19 protein-coding genes and 1 pseudogene are annotated in these 22032 nt (G+C 69.4%); 10 read left to right on the forward strand and 10 right to left on the reverse strand.

The window, feature by feature from the left end; translation table 11 throughout:
* Positions 1-48 precede the first annotated feature (48 nt).
* The 3 genes from ABZ928_RS01330 to zapE form a co-directional block, all read right to left on the reverse strand.
* Positions 49-1503, reverse strand: a complete 1455-nt coding sequence (locus ABZ928_RS01330) for a SulP family inorganic anion transporter (RefSeq protein ID WP_361514906.1) — start codon at positions 1501-1503, stop codon at positions 49-51.
* An 8-nt stretch (positions 1504-1511) separates the two neighbouring features.
* Entirely contained in the window at positions 1512-2090 is a 579-nt protein-coding gene (locus tag ABZ928_RS01335) for a carbonic anhydrase (RefSeq protein WP_361514384.1), read from the reverse strand.
* 358 nt (positions 2091-2448) lie between these two features.
* Entirely contained in the window at positions 2449-3573 is a 1125-nt protein-coding gene (zapE, locus tag ABZ928_RS01340; RefSeq protein ID WP_361514385.1) for a cell division protein ZapE, read from the reverse strand.
* Between the two features lie 361 nt (positions 3574-3934).
* On the opposite strand from zapE, the gene ABZ928_RS01345 reads away from it, so the two are divergent.
* The 4 genes from ABZ928_RS01345 to msrB all read left to right on the forward strand — a co-directional run bounded on the left by ABZ928_RS01345 (position 3935) and on the right by msrB (position 7203).
* Positions 3935-4684 carry a pyrimidine reductase family protein gene (locus tag ABZ928_RS01345; RefSeq protein ID WP_361514386.1) on the forward strand — a complete coding sequence of 250 codons (750 nt, stop codon included), beginning with the start codon at positions 3935-3937 and terminating at the stop codon, positions 4682-4684.
* A gap of 133 nt (positions 4685-4817) precedes the next feature.
* On the forward strand, positions 4818-5291 hold the full coding sequence (locus ABZ928_RS01350) for an indole-3-glycerol phosphate synthase (protein WP_361514387.1): 474 nt from the start codon (positions 4818-4820) through the stop codon (positions 5289-5291).
* Between the two features lie 83 nt (positions 5292-5374).
* Complete coding sequence (gene murC / locus ABZ928_RS01355) at positions 5375-6763, forward strand: UDP-N-acetylmuramate--L-alanine ligase (RefSeq protein WP_361514388.1); 1389 nt, start codon at positions 5375-5377, stop codon at positions 6761-6763.
* A gap of 26 nt (positions 6764-6789) precedes the next feature.
* Positions 6790-7203 carry a peptide-methionine (R)-S-oxide reductase MsrB gene (msrB, locus tag ABZ928_RS01360; RefSeq protein ID WP_361514389.1) on the forward strand — a complete coding sequence of 138 codons (414 nt, stop codon included), beginning with the start codon at positions 6790-6792 and terminating at the stop codon, positions 7201-7203.
* A gap of 14 nt (positions 7204-7217) precedes the next feature.
* On the opposite strand, the gene ABZ928_RS01365 is transcribed toward msrB, so the two are convergent.
* The gene (locus ABZ928_RS01365; RefSeq protein ID WP_361514390.1) at positions 7218-8081 is read right to left on the reverse strand and encodes a helix-turn-helix domain-containing protein; all 864 of its coding nucleotides are present in this window, start codon (positions 8079-8081) and stop codon (positions 7218-7220) included.
* Between the two features lie 231 nt (positions 8082-8312).
* Between ABZ928_RS01365 and ABZ928_RS01370 the strand changes: the two genes are divergently transcribed.
* The 4 genes and pseudogenes from ABZ928_RS01370 to ABZ928_RS01385 all read left to right on the forward strand — a co-directional run.
* Positions 8313-8639: a ribbon-helix-helix protein, CopG family gene (locus ABZ928_RS01370; protein ID WP_361514391.1), complete on the forward strand. Its 327-nt coding sequence runs from the start codon at positions 8313-8315 to the stop codon at positions 8637-8639.
* A 29-nt stretch (positions 8640-8668) separates the two neighbouring features.
* Positions 8669-9121 carry a hypothetical protein gene (locus ABZ928_RS01375; RefSeq protein WP_361514392.1) on the forward strand — a complete coding sequence of 151 codons (453 nt, stop codon included), beginning with the start codon at positions 8669-8671 and terminating at the stop codon, positions 9119-9121.
* 472 nt (positions 9122-9593) lie between these two features.
* The gene (locus tag ABZ928_RS01380) at positions 9594-10382 is read left to right on the forward strand and encodes a hypothetical protein (RefSeq protein ID WP_361514393.1); all 789 of its coding nucleotides are present in this window, start codon (positions 9594-9596) and stop codon (positions 10380-10382) included.
* 171 nt (positions 10383-10553) lie between these two features.
* Positions 10554-10733 (forward strand): annotated as a pseudogene (locus ABZ928_RS01385) (peptide-methionine (R)-S-oxide reductase); the annotation flags it as partial.
* Between the two features lie 269 nt (positions 10734-11002).
* Here the strand turns inward: ABZ928_RS01385 and ABZ928_RS01390 are convergent.
* From ABZ928_RS01390 to ABZ928_RS01405, 4 genes are all read right to left on the reverse strand, one after another.
* Positions 11003-11656 carry a cutinase family protein gene (locus ABZ928_RS01390; protein ID WP_361514394.1) on the reverse strand — a complete coding sequence of 218 codons (654 nt, stop codon included), beginning with the start codon at positions 11654-11656 and terminating at the stop codon, positions 11003-11005.
* Between the two features lie 233 nt (positions 11657-11889).
* Complete coding sequence (locus tag ABZ928_RS01395; RefSeq protein ID WP_361514395.1) at positions 11890-12501, reverse strand: response regulator transcription factor; 612 nt, start codon at positions 12499-12501, stop codon at positions 11890-11892.
* Positions 12498-13679, reverse strand: a complete 1182-nt coding sequence (locus ABZ928_RS01400) for an ATP-binding protein (RefSeq protein WP_361514396.1) — start codon at positions 13677-13679, stop codon at positions 12498-12500. The genes ABZ928_RS01395 and ABZ928_RS01400 overlap by 4 nt, the downstream gene beginning before the upstream one ends.
* Before the next feature lie 440 nt (positions 13680-14119).
* A complete protein-coding gene (locus ABZ928_RS01405) occupies positions 14120-14377 on the reverse strand; it encodes a hypothetical protein (RefSeq protein ID WP_361514397.1) in 258 nt (85 codons plus the stop codon).
* Positions 14378-14552: 175 nt separating this feature from the next.
* Here ABZ928_RS01405 and ABZ928_RS01410 point away from each other — a divergent pair, with 175 nt between their 5' ends.
* Positions 14553-16691 carry a tetratricopeptide repeat protein gene (locus tag ABZ928_RS01410; RefSeq protein ID WP_361514398.1) on the forward strand — a complete coding sequence of 713 codons (2139 nt, stop codon included), beginning with the start codon at positions 14553-14555 and terminating at the stop codon, positions 16689-16691.
* On the opposite strand, the gene ABZ928_RS01415 is transcribed toward ABZ928_RS01410, so the two are convergent.
* Positions 16601-17125 (reverse strand): hypothetical protein, encoded by a 525-nt coding sequence (locus ABZ928_RS01415; protein ID WP_361514399.1) that lies wholly within the window; start codon positions 17123-17125, stop codon positions 16601-16603. The two genes, ABZ928_RS01410 and ABZ928_RS01415, sit on opposite strands and share 91 nt — an antisense overlap.
* Entirely contained in the window at positions 17122-18378 is a 1257-nt protein-coding gene (locus ABZ928_RS01420) for a hypothetical protein (RefSeq protein WP_361514400.1), read from the reverse strand. Before ABZ928_RS01420 ends, ABZ928_RS01415 begins: the two co-directional genes overlap by 4 nt.
* A gap of 286 nt (positions 18379-18664) precedes the next feature.
* On the opposite strand from ABZ928_RS01420, the gene ABZ928_RS01425 reads away from it, so the two are divergent.
* A complete protein-coding gene (locus ABZ928_RS01425; protein WP_361514401.1) occupies positions 18665-21856 on the forward strand; it encodes a tetratricopeptide repeat protein in 3192 nt (1063 codons plus the stop codon).
* Positions 21857-22032: the final 176 nt, after the last annotated feature.

Genomic DNA, 22032 nt, shown 5'->3' on the forward strand with positions numbered 1-22032 from the left:
TGCCCGGTGCCTGGTCCGAGGCTACGGACCAGGCACCAGGGGTGCACGCTAGGGCGCGGTCACCCGCACCGGTTCCGTGCCGACCGCGCTGTGGCGCTCGGCCCAGTTCTCCAGGGCCGTACGGCAGGCGTGGTCGAGGTGGTGCAGACCGGAGAGGTCCAGCTCCACCGGACGGTCCTGGGGCAGCGCCTCCAGGCTGTCGAGGATCTTCGGCAGCCGCAGGAAGGTCGCGTTGCCCGACAGATACGCCTGGACCGGGCCCGCGCCCTTGTCCACGACCTCCAGTTTCAGGTGCGAGGCCTCCCAGGCGGTCTTGGCGACCGCCAGCGCGAGACCGATGAGGACGCCCTCGAACATGCTGACCGCGACGATCGACAGCGCCGTGACCACGAGGATCAGCGCCTCACCCCGGTGCTCGCGCCACAGCGACACGATCTCCCGTACGGGGATCAGCTTGGCGCCGGAGTAGACCAGGATGCCCGCGAGGGCCGGGATCGGTATGTACGCGAGGACGCCCGGCAGCAGCGCCGCGAACAGCAGCAGCCATACGCCGTGCATGACCCGGGACGCCTTCGTCCGCGCGCCCGCCTGGACGTTGGCCGCGCTGCGCACGATCACCGCGGTCATCGGCAGCGCGCCGAGCACACCGCACAGCGCGTTGCCCGCGCCCTGCGCGACCAGTTCCTTGTCGTACTCGGTACGCGGCCCGTCGTGCAGCCGGTCCACCGCCGCCGCGCTGAACAGCGACTCGGCGGACGCGATGAGCGTGAACGCGAGGATCGTGGCGAGCACGCCGATGTCCGCGAGTTCGCCGAAGGCGCTGAAGGACGGCGGCTGGATGGAGCCCAGCAGGCCCTGCACCTCGACCGTGGCCACGGGCATCGAGAACGCCAGGGCCGCGAGCGTGGCCAGCCCGACCGCGGCGAGCGGACCGGGGACGGTACGGACCGTCGCCGGCATCCGCTTCCAGAACACGAGTACGGCGATGGTGCCGATGCCGAGCCCGAGCGAGGCCAGCGCCCCGGTGTCCCCGAGGGCGTCCACGAGCGCGCCGGGCAGCCCGGCTATCTTGCCCAGGCCCGAGGCGGGGGCCTTGGCGTCCGCCATCGCGTACAGCTGTCCGGCGATCAGCACGAGGCCGATACCGGCGAGCATGCCCTCGACGACGGAGACCGAGATGGCCCGGAACCAGCGGCCGAGCTTGAGGGTGCCCATGAGGATCTGGAGCACCCCGGTGGCGAGCACGATCACCCCGAGGACGGGCAGCCCGAACTCCCGCACCGCCTCGAAGACCAGCACGGTCAGACCCGCCGCCGGTCCGGAGACCTGAAGGCTGCTGCCGCGCATCAGACCGGTGACGATGCCGCCCACGATGCCGGTGACCAGACCGAGTTCGGCCGGGACACCGGAGGCGACGGCCACGCCCACACAGAGCGGGAGCGCGACCAGGAAGACGACCAGGGAGGCGGCGAAGTCCCGCCGCAGATGAGGGTGGTTGGTCATCTTCATGCTCACAGGGCCCCGAACGTGTCGGTGTCCGCGCTGTGTTCCAGCACCGCTCCCGTATGCACCTCGTAGTACCAGGCGCGGAGCGTGAGTTGACGGTCCGCCAGCTTCTTCTCGATGAACGGATACGAGCGCAGCCGCAGCACCTGCGCCAGGACGTGACTCTGTACTCCCTCGGCGACGGCCGGGTCCTCGGCCGCTCCCGCCGGACGCGGCTCGGCGCGGGCGAGCCAGTCGCGCACGGCCGGTACGGCGGTCAGGTCGTCGCCGCGCACCAGGGCGCCGACGGCACCGCAGTGCGAGTGACCGCAGACCACGATGTCGCTGACGCCGAGGACTTCGACGGCGTACTCGATGGTGGCCGCCTCGCTGGTGGGGTGTTCCGAGGCGTACGGCGGGACGATGTTGCCGGCGGTGCGCAGCTCGAAGAGCTCGCCGGGGCCGGCGCCCGTGATCAGGGCCGGGACGACCCTGGAGTCGGAACAGGTGATGAACAGGACTTGCGGGGACTGCCCTTCGGCGAGCTTGGCGAACTCCTCAGGGCGCTGTCCGAACAGACGGGCGTTGTCGATGAGGGGCTGCATATGTGGTGACTCCTCCTGGCGCGCCTGCGACGGCGCGTCGGGCTTGCACGACAGATGTGGGGGGACGCGGCGATCTAGGGCCGCTGAGCTCTGTGAGCTCTGGTCAGAGGATCACTGACCGTGTGCGCGCATGCGAACGTTGCCGTTACTGCGAACGGTTGGAGGGATTGCGACATGCGTCCCCCTTTCGGCAGTTCACGATCCACGCACGGACCAAGGCTTGGTCAACGCCTGGTCAAGAAACACGTTAACCCTGCAAAGTTGTTTGCAGGGTTAACTTAGCGTTTCGGGCTGAAGAGAGCCTGAAAAGCGTGGTCGGCTGGCCTGAAGTACCTCTTGACCTGGGAGAGTTGCCGGGTTAGAGAGCCTCGACGATCCGCTTGCCGTCGCGGGCCAGCGCCGTGAGCCGGGAGATGGCCCGGAAGTACTTCTTGCGGTAGCCGCCGTTCAGCATCTCCTCGCTGAACAGCTGGTCGAACGGCAGTCCGGACGCCAGCACCGGCACCTCACGGTCGTACAACCGGTCCGCGAGCACCACGAGCCGCAGCGCGGTCGACTGATCCGGAATCGGCTGTACGTCGGTGAGGCACACCGCCTTCAGGCCATCCGCCAGCGCGCCGTACCGGCTGGGGTGGACGCGGGCGAGGTGCTCCAGCAGATGCGGGAAGTCGTCGAGCGAGGCGCCCTCGGTGGCGTACGCCGCCTTGGTGACCTGCTCGTCCGAGTACGGCGCCGGAGCCTCGGGCAGCCCGCGGTGCCGGTAGTCCTCGCCGTCGATGCGCAGCGTACGGAAGTGGGCGCTGAGCCCCTGGATCTCGCGCAGGAAGTCCACCGCCGCGAAGCGGCCCTCGCCGAGCTTGCCCGGGAGGGTGTTGGAGGTGGCGGCGAGCGCGACCCCCGCGTCGACCAGTTTGCGGAGCAGACTGGACACCAGGACGGTGTCGCCCGGGTCGTCGAGCTCGAACTCGTCGATGCAGAGGAGGCGGTGCCCGGAGAGCGTCTGCACGGTCTGCTGGAAACCGAGGGCGCCCACGAGGTTGGTGAGCTCGACGAAGGTGCCGAACGCCTTGAGACCGGGCTCGGCCGGGGTGGCGTGCCAGAGGGAGGCGAGGAGGTGGGTCTTGCCGACGCCGTAGCCACCGTCGAGATAGACACCGCGAGGGCCGGCGGGGACCTTGGGCGCCTTGCCCCTCCCCTTCTCCTTCGCCTTCCCGAACCCGAAGAACCCGCGCTTCCCGCCGGCGACGGCATGCGCCCCGCCGAGTCCGCCCGCGAAGCCTTCGAGGATCTTGACGGCCTCGATCTGGCTGGGCTGGTTCGGGTCCGGTATGTACGTGCTGAAGCGGACCGAGTCGAAGCGCGGCGGCGGCACCATCTCGGCGACCAACCGGTCGGCCGGGACGTACGGCTCGCGGGCGCACAAGGACAGCGGGGCCGCGTCTGCTATAGGGCTGATCCCCTGGGCGGCGGAGGAGGACGACACGGTTCCCCATGCTAAGCGCCGTGCCACACTGCACGACATGCGACGCCTGTTCCCTGTGACCGACCAGACAGCGACGAGGGCCTCCGGCGGTGGGGCCGGGGGTGTGGGGGCGGGGGGTGCCGACGTGGGCCCTGGGGGTGGTGGGCCTGAGTGGGCCTTCGGGTCCGGTGGGGTCGCTGAGGTGCCTGGGGCTGGTGGGGCTGGTGGGGCTGATGGGACCGGTGGGGTCGATGGGGTCGGTGGGCCCACTGGCACCAGTGGGGACCCTACGGGGGAGGGGCGGAGCGCCCGTGTCCGTGGTGCCGACGCCGGACGCTTCCGGTCCGCCGGTTCCGGACTGCGGGTCCTCCCGATCCCGAACGTGGTCGACCTGATCGACCGCGAGTGGAGCCTCGACGAGCTGGCCGATGCCTACGCCTACCCCGAGGCCCTCGCCGGCGGGCAGCCGGTGCCGTGGCTGCGGGCCAACATGGTGTCCACGCTCGACGGCGCCGCGCAGCACGACGGGAAGTCGCAGCCCATCTCCACCGCGGCCGACATGCGGATCTTCGGCGCGCTCAGGGGGCTGGCGGACGTGATCGTCGTAGGCGCGGAAACGGTACGCCAGGAGGGGTACCGCCCGGCACGCGCGCGTGCGGAGTTCGCGGCGCGGAGGGAGGCGGCCGGGCAGAGCCCCGCGGCGGCGATCGCGGTCGTCAGCGCGAGCCTCGATCTGGACTTCTCCCTGCCGCTCTTCACGTCCCCCCTCGTCCCCACCCTGATCCTCACCGGCGCCGCGGCCGCCCCCGACCGGATCGCGGCGGCGGAGAAGGCCGGCGCGCGGGTGGTGACCGCCGGTGACGGGGTCGGGGTGGAGCCCGCCCGCGCCGTACAGGCACTCGGCGATCTCGGATTCACCCGATTGCTCACGGAGGGCGGTCCGCGGCTGCTCGGACAGTTCGTGGCGGCCGGGGTCCTCGACGAGCTCTGTCTGACCGTCTCCCCGATGCTCACCGCGGGAGACGCGCAGCGGATCGCCGGGGGGCCTTCTGCAGCGGTTCCGCAACGGTTCGCACTGGTGTCCCTCCTGGAGGAGGAGGGGTTCCTCTTCAGCCGCTACCAGCGGTCCTGAAATTCGTTCAGCGGTACCGTCGATCCCGAAAACGGCGGAATCTACCGTTCCGTTTAGCTTCCGACGGGCACACTAAATCTCGCAGCCTCCGTGAGATCACGGGGCAGGATGGTTTCCGCAGAAGGGGCGCGCGGTGTTCACAAGCGTACTGATGATCGAAAAGGCCCTGACCTCCGCCGACGTGGAGTTCGTCACCACCTTGCACGGGGACGAGCAGGTCTCCTTCCACGTACTGCTCCAGCCGCGCGGCGACCAGGCGGACCGCCTGCTGCGGGCCATCGACGACGTCGCGCTGGGCGAGCTGGACGAGGCGGCCAAGGAGCGCGAGGTGCCCGAGGGCGATGCGGCGAGGCCCTTCGGGGAGCGGGCGCTGGAGGTTTCGCTCCAGGCGCTGCGTGCGTCCGGGGGTTCGGCGGAGGGGCGGTTGATCGAGGATCATCCGCTGGACGCGCTGAAGGGGCTGGTGGAGGAGGTCGGGGCGGATGAGGTGATCGTGCTGACCGATCCGCACTATGTGGAGGAGTTCTTCCACCGGGACTGGGCTTCTCGGGCTCGGCACAAGGTGGGGGTGCCGGTGCTGAAGTTGTTCTCGCACAGCAAGGCGTGAGAGCCAGCCGCCATCACCCATATCCCATTGCATAGGGTGGTCGCCGTACGTCCGCCGTATCTGTACGCACAGGGAGACATCACGTGGCACCCGGCACCCTTCCCACCGCCATGGACCGACCGCACTTCATCGGCATCGGCGGCGCCGGGATGTCGGGGATCGCGAAGATCCTCGCGCAGCGCGGTGCCAAGGTGGCCGGCAGCGATGCGAAGGAGTCGGAGACCGCCGCGGCCCTGCGGGCGCTCGGGGCGACCGTGCACATCGGGCACGCGGCGGAGCATCTCGCCGAGGACGCGAGCTGTGTGGTCGTGTCGTCGGCGATCCGGCAGGACAATCCGGAGCTGGCGCGCGCGGCCGAGCTGGGGATTCCGGTGGTGCACCGTTCCGACGCGCTGGCCGCGCTGATGGAGGGGCTGCGGCCGATCGCGGTGGCGGGTACGCACGGGAAGACGACGACCACCTCGATGCTGGCGGTCTCCCTGTCGGAGCTGGGGCTGAAGCCCTCGTACGCGATCGGCGGCGACCTGGACGCCCCCGGCTCCAACGCGCTGCACGGCGACGGTGAGATCTTCGTCGCCGAGGCGGATGAATCGGACCGCAGCTTCCACAAGTACGCCCCCGAGGTCGCGATCGTCCTCAACGTCGAGCTCGACCACCACGCGAACTACGCGTCCATGGACGAGATCTACGAGTCCTTCGAGACCTTCGCCGCGAAGATCGTCCCCGGCGGCACCCTGGTGATCTCCTCCGACCACGAGGGCGCGCGCGAGCTGACCCGGCGGGTGGCCGGTGCGGTGCGGACGGTGACGTACGGCGAGGCCGAGGACGCCGACGTACGGGTGCTGTCGGTCGTGGCGCAGGGGCTGAAGAGCGAGGTCACCGTACTGCTCGGCGGGAAGGAACTGACCTTCACGGTCTCCGTCCCCGGCCGCCACTACGCGCACAACGCGGTCGCCGCCCTCGCGGCGGGCGTCGCGCTCGGCGTGCCGGCCGAGGAACTGGCCCCGGCGCTGGCGGCGTACACGGGGGTGAAGCGGCGGCTCCAGCTGAAGGGCGAGGCGGCCGGGGTGCAGGTCATCGACTCCTACGCCCACCACCCGACCGAGATGACCGCCGACCTGGAGGCGATGCGCGCGGCCGCCGGCGACGCCCGCATCCTCGTCGTCTTCCAGCCCCACCTCTTCTCCCGCACCCAGGAGCTGGGCAAGGAGATGGGCCAGTCGCTGTCCCTCGCGGACGGCTCGCTGGTCCTGGACATCTACCCGGCCCGCGAGGACCCGATCCCCGGGGTCACGAGCGAGCTGATCATCGAGGCGGCGCGGGCCGCGGGCGCGGACGTGACGCCGGTGCACGACAAGGCGGACGTCCCCGCGGTGGTCGCGGGAATGGCGAAGCCCGGTGATCTCGTTCTCACCATGGGCGCGGGCGACGTCACGGACCTCGGCCCGCGCATCCTGGACCGTCTCGCGTAGCTGACTTTGGATAGGGGCTGAGCTTCATGTCGTACGACGTCGAAAAGCCGGACGAGCAGTGGCGCGCGGAGCTGAGCCCGGCCGAGTACGCCGTGCTGCGCCAGGCCGGTACGGAGCCCGCGTTCACCGGTGAGTACACCGACACCAAGACGACCGGCGTCTACTCCTGCCGCGCCTGCGGTGCCGAACTCTTCACCTCCACCACGAAGTTCGAGTCCCACTGCGGCTGGCCGAGCTTCTACGACCCCAAGGACACGGACGCCGTGGAGCTGCTCCAGGACCGGTCCCACGGGATGGTGCGGACCGAGGTGCGGTGTGCGCGGTGCGGGTCGCATCTTGGCCATGTGTTCGAGGGGGAGGGTTACCCGACTCCGACGGATCAGCGGTACTGCATCAACTCGATCTCGTTGCGGTTGGTGCCGGAGGACGACGCGGGCTGATGGCTTGCCGTTGGTCATCGCCTGCCATAGCGCGTGCGACCGTGGCTCGGGCGATAGGCGCTCTTCACGATCTCTGCGAGGTCTTCTTCACTGAACATGCGGTGTCCGCCGATCTGGCGGTAAGGAACATGGCCGCATGCTGATTCGGTTCGGAGCCAGGAGAGCGATACTCCGAGGCGCTCTGCAGCCTGGGTGATGGTGTATAGCAACGGGCCCTTCTTTCGGGCGGGTTCGATCTTTGTGTCTGCCCTGTTGCCCGACGCTCGTATCGTGGTTTCGACAGGAAGCCCGAGCACCGCGGCGTCGGCGGCTGCGAGCAGGGCACCGAGTCCGCGTAGCCTGGCCGCGTCGCCGACACCGTCATTAGGACCGGGCAAGCCGAGGGCGCGCCTGCCCTGAGTCGCCGGATCGGAGGACGGCAGGAGCAGGGCGGTGAGGCGGTAGTCCTCTTCGGTCAGAGTGGCACCTGCTTCGAGTTCTCTGCTCAGCCGTTGTCGTTCGGTCTGCAATGTCCGCTTGTTCAGGGTCAGGAGGCGCTCACGCAGCTCTTTCCAGCCGGGGTGGGCCTGCACCGTGGCGAGGGCCTCATCGGCCAGTTCATACCCCGGGTGTCCGGTTGCTTTCCGGTGCAGGGAACAGACCTGCCCGCCCTGCTCGATCGGTAGCTTGCAGGGAAACCCGAAGAACGAAGCCACCGGCTCAGGGCAGCGCGGCCGGTCGGGGGCCAATGAGCCCCACATCCCCTTGCGGATGTAGGTGATCTGCTGCGCCACACGATGGATGTCCTTCGTGGGCACGCCCCACGCCTTGGCGGCATCGCGGGGGGTGAGGTGATCCAAAGCTCGGAGCCGCTCCATCGGCGTTACGGAACTGTCCATCCCGCCCTTTCTCTGGTTCGCGTGGATGTTGTCCGAATTCTCGTGAATCGGCTGCTTGGCGTGTGACTGCTGAATGGATTTGGGTCTATTGGGCTTCGTGCCTGCTCGTTGGGTTTCCGATGATGACCGGCTTTGACTGCGGGCGCAGGTGCCCTCCCTTCGGCACTCGGGCGATTTCCGGGCGAGGTGCTACCGCTTGGCCTTGCGTAATACGCGTCATACACTGCTGGTATGGCGAAGACCCGGATCAGTATCAGTCTCGACGTGGCACAGGCCGAGCGGATCAAGGAGCACGCCGAGCGAGCGGGCTTGGACGTGTCGGCCTATCTGGTCCATGCGGCCACGCGGCAGATGGCGGAGACTGACGCCATAGAGGAGCAGTTCGCCGGTGTGGACGCGCTCATTGCCAGGGCCGAGGCCGAGGCCGACGCGCTGTCGGAGGAGCCGGCGGCGGGCGCTGGGGATCTCACCGAGCAGGAGCGTCGTGAGGTCGAGGAGGCCCTCGGGCTGGTGCATGGCGCAGATCGGAATGCGGATCGTCCGGGGCATGCAGCGTGAGCGCACGGGTCCCGGTCTACGACACCGGGATGCTGATCGCGCTCGCCGACCGCAAGGCCAAAGCCGTCGCCCTGCACGAGGGGCTGCGCTCCGCTCCGCATCGGGCGTTGGTGCTCGGCCCGGTCTTTGCCCAGGTCTGGCGGCCTCGTCCGGCCCTGGTGCATACGCTGTCCGGCGTGCTCAAGGACTGCACGGTGCCGCAGGCCCGTTCCGCTGAGTCTCCGATGCGGGACACGAAGGCCGGACGGCCGGAATGTCTGGCCTGCGCAGCGGGACCGGACCTGGCCGACTGGCGTCGCGTCGCGACCGCGCTCGGGCAGGCGGCCTTGCCTGCGAAGAAGCGCCCGGATGCGGTGGATGCCTGGGTGGCGCTGGCCGCCGCCCGGCACGGCAGCGCGGTCATCTTCACCAGCGATCCGGACGACATCCGCGCCTACCTGGAGGTGCTGGCCCCGTCGGACGTGCACGTGGTCACGATCTAGAGGGCGCAACCCGTTGTCAGCGGTACTGCATCAACAGCATCTCGTTGCGACTGACGGCGGGCGAAGACTGATCCGGACGTGCGCCCGGCTCATCTGCCGTCGGGCTCCGGCCTGGCCTTACGGCTTGGTCATGACCCTTTCTCTGTCGGGGGCTTCTCAATTCTGCCCGGGAGTTCCTGTCAAGGCGTGTACGCGTGGTGCATCGACGGAGGCCGTTGGCGGCTGCTTGACGCGGGTGCGGGGCGCCTCGGGGCGGGCTGGAGATCGAAGTGTGCAGCGAGCCGGGCAGATTCAGCGGAGGGCTGTTGAGAGGGCGTCAGTCACGGCCGCAGTGAGAGCGAGCACTGCGAGGCATGCGGCGGCAGCCTGCATCACCGCAGCCGGGTATGTGGCACGTTCGAGGCGGGCGAGCTTGCCTGCGCCGGCGCCAACCAGCAGCGCGAGCAATACCATCAGCACGGAGGAGCGCGATGTGGCGCTTGCAGAGCTGCGTAGGCGACTCATGGACGGGTTGGCGCACGCTGGGCTGACGAAGACGCAGCTTGCACGCCAGGCGAATCTGGGGCGCACAACTGTGCAAGAGGCGTTCCAGCCCGGTGCCTTCGTTCCGTCAGCCAGTACTGTTTTGGCGCTGGCCGGAGTCCTGCGTTTGCCGGGCGATGAGCTGCTGAATCTTCGCAGGGCGGCCTCCGGAGAGATCCCCGTTACCGGAAAAGACGGCCCCGGAAAGCCGGTCGGCGAGTGGAACGCCTACGACTTGGAGGTTCACCCTGCCGGACTTGCGCTGCGTGGACACGAAAACGGCAAGGCCCCCGAGCAGGCGCTGCCCGGCTATGTGTCACGTGACCACGACCAGATCCTTGCCCACGCAGTGAGGGATGCTGCGCGAGGTCAGAGCCGGATGGTTGTCTTGGTCGGGACCTCGTCGACAGGCAAGACGAGGGCTTGCTGGGAAGCCGTCCAGCCGCTTGCGAACCAGGGCTGGAGACTCTGGCACCCCTTCGGTGTCGGCGGGCGGAGGCCGCACTTGAGGATCTCGAACGGGTTCAGCCGTACACGGTGGTATGGCTCAACGAGGCTCAGCACTACCTGGGAGATGGCGCAGATACGGGACGAAGCTGGGGATCACGGTGGAGCTGATGCCCTCTATCGCCTGGCCGCCGACGTAGGCGACGACGAGGTGTGGAGAGCCCAGGGAGCGGCCTTGCGGTGGCCCCACGGGCTGGAGCCCGACGGGACGCCCACACAGTTTTGGAAGTAGGTGGGCATTTCCGCTCATGTCGTGACCGACTCCGGCTTCCGGCGTCAATGAGCTCACCGCGGGTCGTGTGCTGTGTGCGGTCACGGGCTAGCCGTTGGCCTACTGTCCCCAGCGTGGCTGGTCCTCGGGCCGAAGGGAAGACCCGGGGTGCTGGCGTGAAAGAGACATGTATGGCCGAGCTTCTACGATGCACGCAACTCCGATGCGGTGGAACTTATTGAGGATCGGTCGCGTGGGATGGTGCGGACTGAGGTGCGGTGTGCTCGGTGCGGCTCTCACCTTGGGCATGTGTTCGAGGGGGAGGGGTATGCCACCCCGACGGATCAGTGGTACTGCATCAACAGTATCTAGCTGAGGTTGGTGCCGGACGAGGGCTGACTCGCCGTCCCGGCGAAGCCCTGTCTGGCGGGTCCGAGCCCGAGTCATCTGCGCGCCCTGACGTGCCGTAGCGAGAAGGTGCCCCGACCGGCCGAGGCCGGGGCACCGCAGAGCGGTCCGGTGCCAGGTAGCGGATACGGCCGGTACGTCGCCGGACGCACCGCTCCTGCGCACCGGCCGCCGATGGGCCCGGTTGGTGTGTAGTTGTCAGGAGTTGCGTCGCGGGAGGGCACGATGACCGCTCAGCGGGTCGACAGGCCGGCCAGGAACCTTCCGCCATGGCGCGTGGCTTCCGGAATGTAGGCGCAGTGTGTCGTGCACTTGCGTGTGACGAGCATTGTCGCGGCGTCTGCGGCCTGCCGGGCAGCTTCGCTCGCGCTCGTGCCGTATCCGGTGCCGCAGACCGGGTCACCGGAAACGCACCAGCTCTGGATTCGGCTCATCCACTCCGGAGGGATGTAGGGGTCCTTCTTGGGGTCGAATCCGAAGCCGAAGAGGTGCGCGAGCCCTCGGTTTCCGTGCTTCTCGTCGTACCACTGGGGATCTCCGAGGAGTACGACGCCGACCACTTGGGACTTCAGCGCGGGCGACGCGTTCCGCAGCCAGACGTCGACACTCCACGCACCCGCTGAGTAACCCACGAGGACCAGCCGGGCCGGGCTGCACAGCTTATTGGTGTGGTCGACCATGTCGTCGAGGGCCTCGATGCCCTGCTCTACCGGATTCTCGTCCACCGGTTTGCCGTGGAGCCAGTCCCAGAAGTCCACGCCGGTCCGCTTCGGATGGGCGAGGAAGATCGCGTTGGCGGATTGTCCCCGCTTGTGCATGGCGTCCAGGTAGTGCTCCCAGACGCTGTGGACCATCGGCGACGTGTGGTCCTCGTTCAGACCGTGCACCCCCAAGAAGGTGGCGGTGCATGGCGCGGCAGGCGCTCGGGGCGCTGCCGTCGCCGTTGGTACAACTGTTGCGGTGCTCCCTGCTGCCAGCAGAAACGCGGCAACACTGCAGACCAGCCTCCGCCTGGTTTTCGACCACATGGTGTCCCTCCGGCTCGTGCGGGTGATGCGGAGCTCAGCATGGAGGTCGGTGCAGGCTGTCCGGCAGGTCAGAAATGACGGTCTGGCCAAGGTCAGCGGGAGGGAGGAGAGATGCCGTATTCGGCGGCGAAGCGCAAGAGTTCGATCCGTCGTCGCCGGTGGAGCTTGTCCCGGACGTTGCGGAGATATCCGAGCTCGGTGGTCAGAGCGATACCGAGGCTGCGGGCGATCTGCTTGTCGGTTTCACCGTCGGCCACGAGTTCCAGTACTTGCAGTTCGCGCTGAGTGAGATCGATCTCGCGCCATGACAGAACGTGCGCCGCGAGCGCCGGATCGAGTTGCCGAGGGCCGACGTACAGACCTCCGCGGGCCACAGACCGGACGGCCGCCAGGACTTCGTCCTCCTCGCTGTGTTTGGTCATATAGCCGCGCGCACCGGACTTGATCGCAGCGGTGACCGTGGCAGGGGCTCCCTGGTTCGAGAACACCAGCACCCGGTGACCATGGGTGGCGAGCCTGTGCACCACGGGGATACCGGACAGTCCCCTGAGGGTCAGGTCGAGGAGAACGACATCCGCTCGCACGAACTCCTCGGCCGTGACGTCTTCGACCCTGTCGGCGAAGGCCACCACCGTCATGTCAGGTGTGTTCTCCACCATCTTGACCAGGTGCTCACGGAACATCGGATGGTCCTCGAGGATCACGACTGCGATCGGAGCGGCACCCACAGCGTCACCTTGGTTCCCTCCCCGGGGCACGACTCGATCGCCGCCGTGCCCCCGACGTGTTCCATCCGCCCGACGACCGAGTTGCGGATGCCGAAGCCGGCGCTCTGTCGCTCGACGTCGTAGCCGACGCCCTGGTCCCGCACGGTCACGCGGACAGCCCCGCTCCGCACGGTCAGCCGTACCACTGCGTGTCCTACCCGGGCGTGCTTGACGACGTTCGCGAGGGCTTCCCTGACCGCGCCGGCGATGGCCAGCGTGGCCATCGGCCCGGGCTCCGCAGGTAGTTCATCGGCGATGAGTTCGACAATGAGGCGGCGCGGATGGAATTCGACCACCAAGTCCCTCAGTTCCCTGTCGAGCGCACTCCCGTGGTGTCCGTCGATGGCCGCGAGCACGGTCCTGATGTCGTCGGCCTGTCGCTCCGCGTCGACACGGATCGTGGACAACCGTTCTTCCGGTGGGAGTTCAGCAGCCGTCGCTTTCTTGCCGATGAGCTCGAGTGTCTGCAGCACGCTGTCGTGCAGCGACTTGAGCTGTTCCACACGCCCTGCTCGGAAGGCCGCCGCCGCGCTGGAATAGGCCGCTTCCCATGAGAGTGCCGCGATGATCGCGCTGACGACGAAGCTGGTCAGCAGCCACAGATCCCGAGCGACGATGTCCGCCCAGCCGGGCGAGGTGATGTCGTACCCGTTCAGCCATGCCATGCCGAGCTGCACGGGCAGCGCCGCGCCCACGAGGATCACCAGTCCGGTACGGATTCCTTGTAGTCCTGTCCACAACATGGTGGTTCCCCAGAGGTACGGGTTGAACAGATCGTGGTTCTGCAGATAGACCGTGTGCTCAGGGATGACGGCACTCGCCCAGAAATTCGCCGTCACGGCAAGGCCTAGGTCTGCTGCGCAGAACGCCGTCGACTTCAACAACGATGCCGCCCGGCGCCGGACCACCAGGAACAGCAGGATGCCGTTTCCTGCGATCAAGGCCCCCATGGCCGTAAGGAGCTGGGGCTGCTCGGACAGTAGTTTCGCAGCGGCGACGATCATGATGGCGAGGGAGAGAGTCCGCCAGGCCGCGCCGCCGAGAGCGATCCAGCGGAGGTGATTCACCCGTGCCATGGCATCGGCTTCGGGGGAATCGGCACTGCGGCTGCTCACTCTGCGCATCAGCGGCCCCCCGGATGAACACCGCGCTGTCCTGGAAAGCGTAGTGTGAGGCGCTTACCTCTAGGAATACGGAAAAAGGCGGCTTCGTCCGCACGGTTCCCGTCTCGCCGGCGGTACTTGGCCGTTCTGCGGCAATGAGGCGCGATAGGCCACGGCTGATGGTCGGGCCCGTAGGGCCGCCTGGTGGACGACGGGTGCTCGGTGCGGGTCTCGTCTTCGGCATGCGTTCGACGAGGAGCGGTATGCGACCCCGACTGACCCGCCACGTGCCGACCACACCTGCACCTGGGCGAGGCGTGAGACGGGCTGAGCGAGTGGCTGAACCGTCGGCCTGGACGACCGGTGCCGGCCAGGAGTCCATCTCCGACATTGTCCTGTGAGGGGGGGCAGAGCCCCGCACCGCCGACTGGAGCGGGAGAAGGGGGCTGCTGTTACGCCCACTGGTCCCAAGCGGACGCCAGGTCGGAGTGCAGTGTGACCCGTGGGTCTTCCGTCAGCGGTGTTCGGATCTCGGTGGGAGCGCCGATGAGGTGGAAGGCGATCGCGGGACAGGGTGTGAACGCCTTCTGAATGGATGCGGCGGAGATGCCGTCACCGCAGCGCAGCTTCTGCAGGTCGAGAAAGAACTCGCGGCATCCCGCGCTGCTGCGGGTGCCGAGTTCCTGGCTCGTGCGCTGAGCGGTGGCCAACCAGCCGCGAAAACAACGCTGTTAATATACCTACCGCCTGTTCTGATCCGCGGACACCCCGTCGCCTGGGGCGATGCCGGTGCGCGTGACCCGTCTGGCGTCCCATGGATATCGACCGCGTGTGCGGAAAGGATTCTCCCGACGCATCGGTACGGACGCGCGGTGGGGGGCACACGTGCAGGGCCACGGGCTCGGTTCCCGCAACGAGTTGAGCGGCACGGTGCATGGTGCGGTGGTTCAGACGGGTGTGGTGTATGGCGGTGTGCACTTCGGTTCAGAGGTAAGCCCCGTCGGACAGACGCCCTGGGAGCTGCCGCCTTGCGGGCATGTGGTCGACCGCGTACCGGAGTTGGACGCACTGGAACGGCATCGGGCCCGTGTCATGAGGGAGAAGCGGCACATGCTGGCCGCGGTGAGCGGACTGGGCGGTGTCGGGAAGACCACCCTGGCCCTGAGATGGCTGAACACCCTGCGCCCGCATTTTCCGGACGGTCAGCTCTACGCGGACCTCGGAGCCCAGTCGACCGGTGGGCCGGTGCTGCCGTACGAGATACTCGGCCGCTTTCTGCGGGCTCTGGGAGCTCCCGGGCAGCAGGTCCCCGCCGACCCGGCCGAACGGGCGGCGCTGTACCGGTCGTTGACCGCCGGCCGACGTCTTGTCGTGCTGCTCGACGACGCGGCCACCGCAGCCCAGGTGCGCCCCTTGTTGCCGGGCGGCGGGAACGTGACGGCGGTGACCAGCCGCAGCCGGTTGACCGGGCTGGCCGTCGACGGTTGCTGTGCCGTTCACCTGGAGGCGCTCGCCCCGGAGGCGGCCATAGAACTGCTCGCCGACACGCTGTCCGACGACCGGGTCACCGCGGAGCCCGAGGACGCCCGCACCTTGGTCGAGTTGTGCGCAGGGCTGCCCCTGGCCGTCCGGGTCGCCGGGGCCCGGCTGTCGGCGCGACCGAGGCGGCGTATCACCACGATGGTGCGCGCGCTCGAGGAAGAACACGACCGGTTGGAGGCGCTGGCCATCGACGGTGATCACAATGTCCGGGCAGCGCTGGACGTGTCGTACCGGGTCCTGCCGCCCTCGGCCGCACGGCTCTACCGGCTGCTGGGACTGCACCCGGGCCCCGAGTTCGCCACCGCGGCGGCGACGGCGGTGTCCGGCGCGCAGGACGCGGCGGAACTGCTGGAGACGCTGCACGACGCGAGCCTGCTCTCCGAGGTCGGAGAGGGGCGCCATCGGTTTCATGACCTCGTGCGGCTGCACGCCATCGCGATGGCACAGCAGGACGAACCACGCGCCGAGCGGGAGCGGGCCATACGTCGTCTCGCCGACCACTACCTCGCGAGCGCCACGCGCGCCGAGGCGGTCATCGACCCCCAACACCGCACCATGGCCCGGGACTACGGCGACGGGCCGGTGGTCACCGCGGACGTCGGCCACGACGCCGAGGCGGCCCTGGACTGGCTGGAGCGGGAGCTGCCCAATCTGATGGCGGTGCTCCGCCAGTCCCGCGCCGCCGGATTCCCCACGGTCGGCTGGCAGCTCGCCGACGCCCTGTGGCCGCTCTTCCTGCGGCGGAAGTACTACGACGACTGGCACGCCGCGCACGACGAAGGCGTGGCGGCGGCAAGGGAGTTGGGGGACATCGCGGCGGAGTGCCGGATGCTCACCTCCGGCGGGGTGGGGCGGCTCGGCTCGGGGGATCACGACCTCGCCCTGGAGCTGTTCGAGCGTGCCGCGCGGTTATTCGAGCAGCGCGGCGACCGGCTCGGGCGCGCCCGTACGCTCAACTACCGGGGGCTCGCCCTGCAGCGGCTCGAACGGCTGGACGAGGCAGCCGAGTTATTCCAGCGGGCCGCCGTTGAACTGCCGGCCTGCGGGGACCGGCGAGCCGGTGCGCTGGCCCGGCTGAACCTCGCCGACCTCGCGCTCGCCACCGGAGATCCCGATGGCGCGCTGGAGCACGGCGGTGCTGCCCGCGACTCGCTGGAGGAAACCGGCGACGCGTACAACGCCGCACGGGCGGACACACTCCTGGGCCGCTCGTGTCTCGCGCTGCGGCGGGTCGACCAGGCGGGAGAGCGGTTCTCCGCCGCGCTGGTGACACTGCGCGGGATGGCCGCGAACTACGAGATCGCCCGCGCCGTGGGCGGTCTGGGCGAGGTCGCCGAGCAGCGTGGGGACGCGCGCACTGCCCGGGACCACTACCGCGAGGCGCTGGATCTCTACTCCTCCGTGGGCCGGTCGCAGTCGCCGGACGCGGAGTCCGTACGGCGCCGGCTCCACCGGGCGCCGAGCGGGGAGCCGGAGGACTGACCGCGGAGGAGGCGCAGGGGTCTCATCCCGAACTCCTCGGCCGGCAGCCCGGCCACCAGCCACGCATGGGCCAGCGAGGCGACGGTTCCCCACACGTCCGCCGGTCGCCCCGCCCCGCAGGCGGTGAGTTCGCAGATGGTTCCCGCAAGGCCGATCCGAAGCCGGCAGTGAGAACGCCGGTACGCCGCGGTCACCAGAGCACCCGGATGGAAGTAGGCCAGGGCGTCGGCCCTTGCCGGGTCCGTGTCAGGTTCGATCAGCACATCGCCGAGCTGGGTCCAGCGGGCCGGTGCGGGAAGCCGGGTGCGCGCGTGATCGTCCACGCTCACGCTCCCGGTGACCGGGTTCAGCAGCACGGTGCGGACCCGGTGGACCCGGCCGTGGTGCGACACCGCCGTGTCGTATGCCAGGGCGACCACCGTCCCTGGCGTCATGGCACGGTCGGGGTGCCCGGTTCGTCGTACCGCACCGTGAGCGGCAGACGTGCCGGTTCCGTGGTCGGCCGGGTGGCGGGGGCCCGTAAGCGCAGTTTGCGATAGAGCAGGGCGCGCATCTTGTGGGAGAACCGGCCGGGTTCCGAGGTGATGCGGGCGGCGACCCGCGCGTATCGATGCGGGCGACAGGCCGCGGAACTCCGCCTCAGCTGGGGAAGCAGCGGCCGGTCCGGGCGCAGTCGGGGCGCGAAGGACATGAGTTCGGCCAGCGGCGAGCCCGGATCCACGTCGGGGTCCGCCCGCCCTGCCATCAGGACGGGTACGCCGGTCATGGCGCCGTACAGCGAGACCGAACCGTGGTCGCCCACGATGTAGTCGGCGGCGACGACCGCTCCGGCCCAGTCCCCGTACGGGCTGACCAGGGTCATGCCCGAGCGGGTCAGTCCGGCGAGCCAGGAGCGGACCTGCCAGTCGCCGTGCGCGTTCCAGATGTGGGGATGCAGGAGCGCGGCGATCCGGAACCGGTCCCGGGGCAGTTCGGCGACCAGTCGCTGCAGGACGTCCCAGCCGTGCGCGAGGAGCGAGTCGGGACCCCAGGTCGAACAGACGAGGATCAGCTGCTGCCCGGCCCTCGCGTTCAGCGCCTCCCGGTAGAGGGCCCGGGAGGGGACGCTCGCGGCGATCCGGTCGAAGCAGGGGTCGCCCACCACCTGCGCCGACGGCACCGCCTCGGGGCATTCGTGGCCGAGCCTGGTCAGCTCCTCGTGATGGGCGAGGACGATCACCTCGGGCACGACCATGCCGTCGCGCACCAGCCGCTGCCTGCTGAGCCCGTACACACCGCGCTGCGCCGCTGCTGGACCGTTCCGCCCGGCCGGGGCGATCTTGTTGTGGCCGGCCCCGTGCGGCAGCACGATCACCGGAGTCTGCAGTTCGTGCAGACTGCCGTGGCTGGCGGCCAGCGCGAGGTGGAAGTGCGTCTGCACCGCCTGGTTCCAGGGCAGCACCAGGCCACCCAGCCGGTCCAGGAACTCGGCCACGCCGTTGCTGAACACATCCGGTGCCTGGGTGAAGAAGGTCTGCACCCTTACATCGCCCTCCCACAGGCGTATCGCGTCGAGCAGCCGTTGCCCCGCGATCACCGTGTGCACCACGACCAGGACTCGCCTGTGAGTCCGACGGGTGGCCCAACGCTCGACGTCCAGCCGCACCGGCACATGGCGCCAGTGCGGCTCGGACACGGTCACGCTCATCGTCGTTTCCCCCGGTTTCCCTTCATGCCTGCGCGGGCGTGGCCGGGCACGGTCCGCGAGGGACGCTTGGCGGCCCATGGCAGAGGGGGTGCCCCCGCGGGCAGGATGGCGGACTTGCAGGAACCCTGCACTCCTGTGGAACCCCGGCCTCACCACCGGTGTGCGCCCGTCGCGCTTCGGTGCGCCCCTGCGTCCACCCCGCACTCGGGAGAACGGTGGAACGAGTGTCGTACGTCTGTACGGTCACTGCCGAAGGCGGCAGGAAGAAGCACACCCGTCGGGGGTAATGGTGGAACTTCTTGCGCTGGGGCCGCTCGAGTTGTGGAACGGCCCCCAGCAGTACGAACTCGGATCCCTGAAGGAGCGCTGCGTGTTGGCCGCCCTCGTGCACGCCCGGGGTGAACCGGTCGCCGTAGACACGCTGATGGACCGCGTCTGGAACGGTGACCTGCCGCCAACTGCCGTGGAAACACTGCACAGTTATCTGTCCCGGCTGCGACGGCGGCTGCGTGCGGCGGTCGGCGACGAACGGGCACGGGTGGATCGGCCCTCGCCCCGGCTGTACCAGTTGCGGGTCGACCCGGAGGACATCGATCTGCTGCGCTTCCAGCGGCTTCGGACCGACGCGGCCGCAGCGGCCGTACGAGGGGAGAAGGAGCTGGCCATCGGGCGGCTGCGCACGGCCGAAGCGCTGTGGCGCGGTGAGCCGTTGACGGAGTTCGTCGACAACGTCTGGGCGCTGTCGGCGCGGGCCCGGCTGATCGAGGACCATCGGCGGGTCCGCGAGGAACGGATCGGTCTGGAGCTGTCGCTGGGCCGCCATGCCGACCTGGTCGGTGAACTCCAGGAGCTCGCCTCGCAGAATCCCTTCGCGCAGCAGGTGATCGCCTCCCTGATGCTCGCTCTGTACCGCTCCGGACGCCACGACGAGGCGCTCGCCGTCTACCGTGACACCCGCGGACGGCTTCAGGAGAGCCAGGGCATCGAGCCGGGCGCGGAGCTTCAGGATCTCCATCTGCGGATGCTGGAACAGGACCGCACGCTGCAGGCCGCGGACACCGGCTCCGCCGCTTCGGCACTCGTGCGGGAATCCCGCAACTGTCTGCCCCGTGACACACGTGACTTCACCGGGCGGGCCGGTGAACTGCGCATCCTGCTGGCCGCGTCCGCCGGCGCGTCGTCCGGTACCTCCTCGGGTACGGACGCCGCGGTCGGCGCCCTGCCCGTCACCGTCGTGCACGGCATGCCCGGCATCGGCAAGACCGCGCTGGCCGTGCACGCGGCCCACCGGCTCTGCGCCGCCTATCCCGACGGGCAGTTCTACGTGGACCTGCGGGGCTTCAGCAGCCAGCAGCCCCTCGACGCGGCCGAGGCACTGGCCGTCCTGCTCCACTCGGCCGGATCGTCCGGAGAGCTGCCGGACTCGCTGGAAGAGAGAACGGCTCGCTGGCGGGAGTGGACGGCACGGCACCGTGTGCTCGTGGTGCTCGACAACGCCAGGGACGCCGGTCAGGTCAGGCCCCTGCTGCCGGGCAGCCCCGCCTGCCGCGCCATCGTGACCACCCGGAGCAGGCTCGCCGGGCTCGACAGCGCCGCCTCCCTGCCCGTGGACGCGCTGTCCAGGGCGGAGGCCGTGGCGCTCTTCACCCGGATCGTCGGCAGCTCGCGGACAGCCGCCGAACCGGAGGCCCTGGAGCGGGTGGTGGAGGTGTGCGGCTGCCATCCGCTGGCCGTGCAGCTCATGGCCAGCCGCTTCCGCCACCGGGACTCATGGACTCTGCAGGACCTGCTGGACCGGCTGACGCAGGCGACCGACCCCCTCAAGGAGTTCGACGACCTGATCGCGGCGGTCTTCGAGTTCTCGTACCGGGGACTCGGTGCCCCCACACAGCTGCTGCTCCGCCGCCTCGCCCTGCACCCGGGCCCCGACATCACCCTCCGGGCGGCGACGGCGCTGGCCGGCCCGGAGTTCGGGGGAGAGCCGAGGCTGCTGGAGACGTGCGTCGACGACCTGCTGGATGCCAGTCTCCTCGAAGAACCTTTGCGGGGACGCTACCGACTGCACGATCTGACCCGGGCCTTCGGTCTGAGGGCCGGCGTCCGGACACTCGAGGAAACGGCCCGCCGCGCATCGGTGGGCCGACTCGTCGCCTTCCACCTCGCCACGGCCCGGCGGGCCGACCGTTACGCTCACCCCCACCGGCGGACGATTCCGGTGAGCGCGGACGAGGAGTCGGGCCACGCGGCGGAGTTCTCCGGCGCGGACGAGGCCACGGTGTGGCTGACGGTGGAACGCGCCAACCTCCTGGCCGTCGCGCGCACGGCCGCGGCCGACTACCCCGAGTACGCCGGGCTGTTCCCGAGCGTTCTGGCGCGCTCCCTCAAACTGTGGGGGACCTGGGACGTCGCGGCGGACCTCTTCGACGCGGCCGTACCGGCTCTGCGCGCCCTGGGCGACCGGTCCGCACTCGCCCGCACCCTCACCGACCGGGCGGACCTGTTGGCCCAGCGCAACCACGGCGAGGCCTTACGCTGCGCGACCGAGGCCCTGTCGATCTACGAGGATCTGCTGGACGCCCACGGTCGCGCCGACGCACTCCTGCAGTCGGGCCGTGCCCATCTCGCGGCCGGTCACGGCGGCACGGCGATGCGCGCCCTCGAAGCGTCGCTCGCGCTGTACCGCGAGGCCGGCGACCGGGCCGGGGAGGCGGAGTGCCTCAACGTGGAAGGCGCGGCGCTGTATTACGCGGGGCAGTACGACGAGGCTCTCCACCGGGTGCACCTGATGCAGGGCATCTACGAGGAGCTGCCCGACCCCTACGGGCTGGCCCAGGCCCTGAACAACCGCGGTGAACTCCACCACCTCCAGGGACGCCACGACGAGGCTCGCGACTGCTACGAACGCTCTCTCGTCCTGATGCGGCAGCACGGCGGCCGGCAGGAGGTCGCCATCCTCGACAGCAACCTCGGCGCGGTGCACCAGGCGGCGGGACGGACGGACCGCGCGCTGGCCTGCTACCGCCGAGCCCTCGCCGCGCACCGCGCGGGCGGCGATGTGCTGGGCGAGGCCGATGTGCTGATCAGCATGGGGGTGGCCCACGCCCGATCGGGACGCAGCGGTGAGGCCTTGCTGCACTTCACGATGGCGGAACAGATCGCCGCCCGCATCGACAACCCGTATGAGCGGCTACGGGCGTTGATCGGCGCGGCGGACGTCCAGCGCGACGCGGGACGGCTCGAACTCGCGGCCACGAGTTATGGGCAGGCGCTCGAAGTGGCGCGGAGCGTCGACTTCCCGCTGGGTTCCGCGCACGCGCTCGCGGGCCTCGCGCGCACGGCCGCCCTGCGTCCGCACGACACCGGGCAGGTCTGGCAGTACGGCGAACAGGCGGTCGCCCTGTACCGGCGGGTGGGCGCCGGTGCGGAAGCGGAGAAGCTGCTGCGGTTGCTGATGACGCACGAGTCGACCGGCTCCTGAGCCCCCTCCCAGGAGCCGGTGACATCCGCTGTCACCACATCCAGCGGAAGACCACCACGGTGACGAAGGCGACGCCTGTGACGTGGAACGAGGCGGTGTAGAGCCTTAGTGCGGTTCTCAAAGCACTCCTCAGATGAAGCGGTACGAGTAGGTGAGGCAGGGGTGATCACTCCGGC

The sequence above is a fragment of the Streptomyces sp. NPDC046909 genome (assembly GCF_040644695.1).
Taxonomy (GTDB): Bacteria; Actinomycetota; Actinomycetes; order Streptomycetales; family Streptomycetaceae; genus Streptomyces.

What these genes read in the sequence shown, in the direction of transcription:
- ABZ928_RS01335 (WP_361514384.1), bottom strand. Translation starts at nt 2,090, where the DNA reads ATGCAGCCCCTCATCGACAACGCCCGTCTGTTCGGACAGCGCCCTGAG.
- msrB (WP_361514389.1), top strand. Translation starts at nt 6,790, where the DNA reads ATGTCGTACGACGTCGAAAAGCCGGACGAGCAGTGGCGCGCGGAGCTG.
- ABZ928_RS01425 (WP_361514401.1), top strand. Translation starts at nt 18,665, where the DNA reads ATGGTGGAACTTCTTGCGCTGGGGCCGCTCGAGTTGTGGAACGGCCCC.
- ABZ928_RS01330 (WP_361514906.1), bottom strand. Translation starts at nt 1,503, where the DNA reads ATGACCAACCACCCTCATCTGCGGCGGGACTTCGCCGCCTCCCTGGTC.
- ABZ928_RS01420 (WP_361514400.1), bottom strand. Translation starts at nt 18,378, where the DNA reads ATGAGCGTGACCGTGTCCGAGCCGCACTGGCGCCATGTGCCGGTGCGG.
- ABZ928_RS01370 (WP_361514391.1), top strand. Translation starts at nt 8,313, where the DNA reads ATGGCGAAGACCCGGATCAGTATCAGTCTCGACGTGGCACAGGCCGAG.
- ABZ928_RS01375 (WP_361514392.1), top strand. Translation starts at nt 8,669, where the DNA reads ATGCTGATCGCGCTCGCCGACCGCAAGGCCAAAGCCGTCGCCCTGCAC.
- ABZ928_RS01415 (WP_361514399.1), bottom strand. Translation starts at nt 17,125, where the DNA reads ATGACGCCAGGGACGGTGGTCGCCCTGGCATACGACACGGCGGTGTCG.
- ABZ928_RS01365 (WP_361514390.1), bottom strand. Translation starts at nt 8,081, where the DNA reads ATGGACAGTTCCGTAACGCCGATGGAGCGGCTCCGAGCTTTGGATCAC.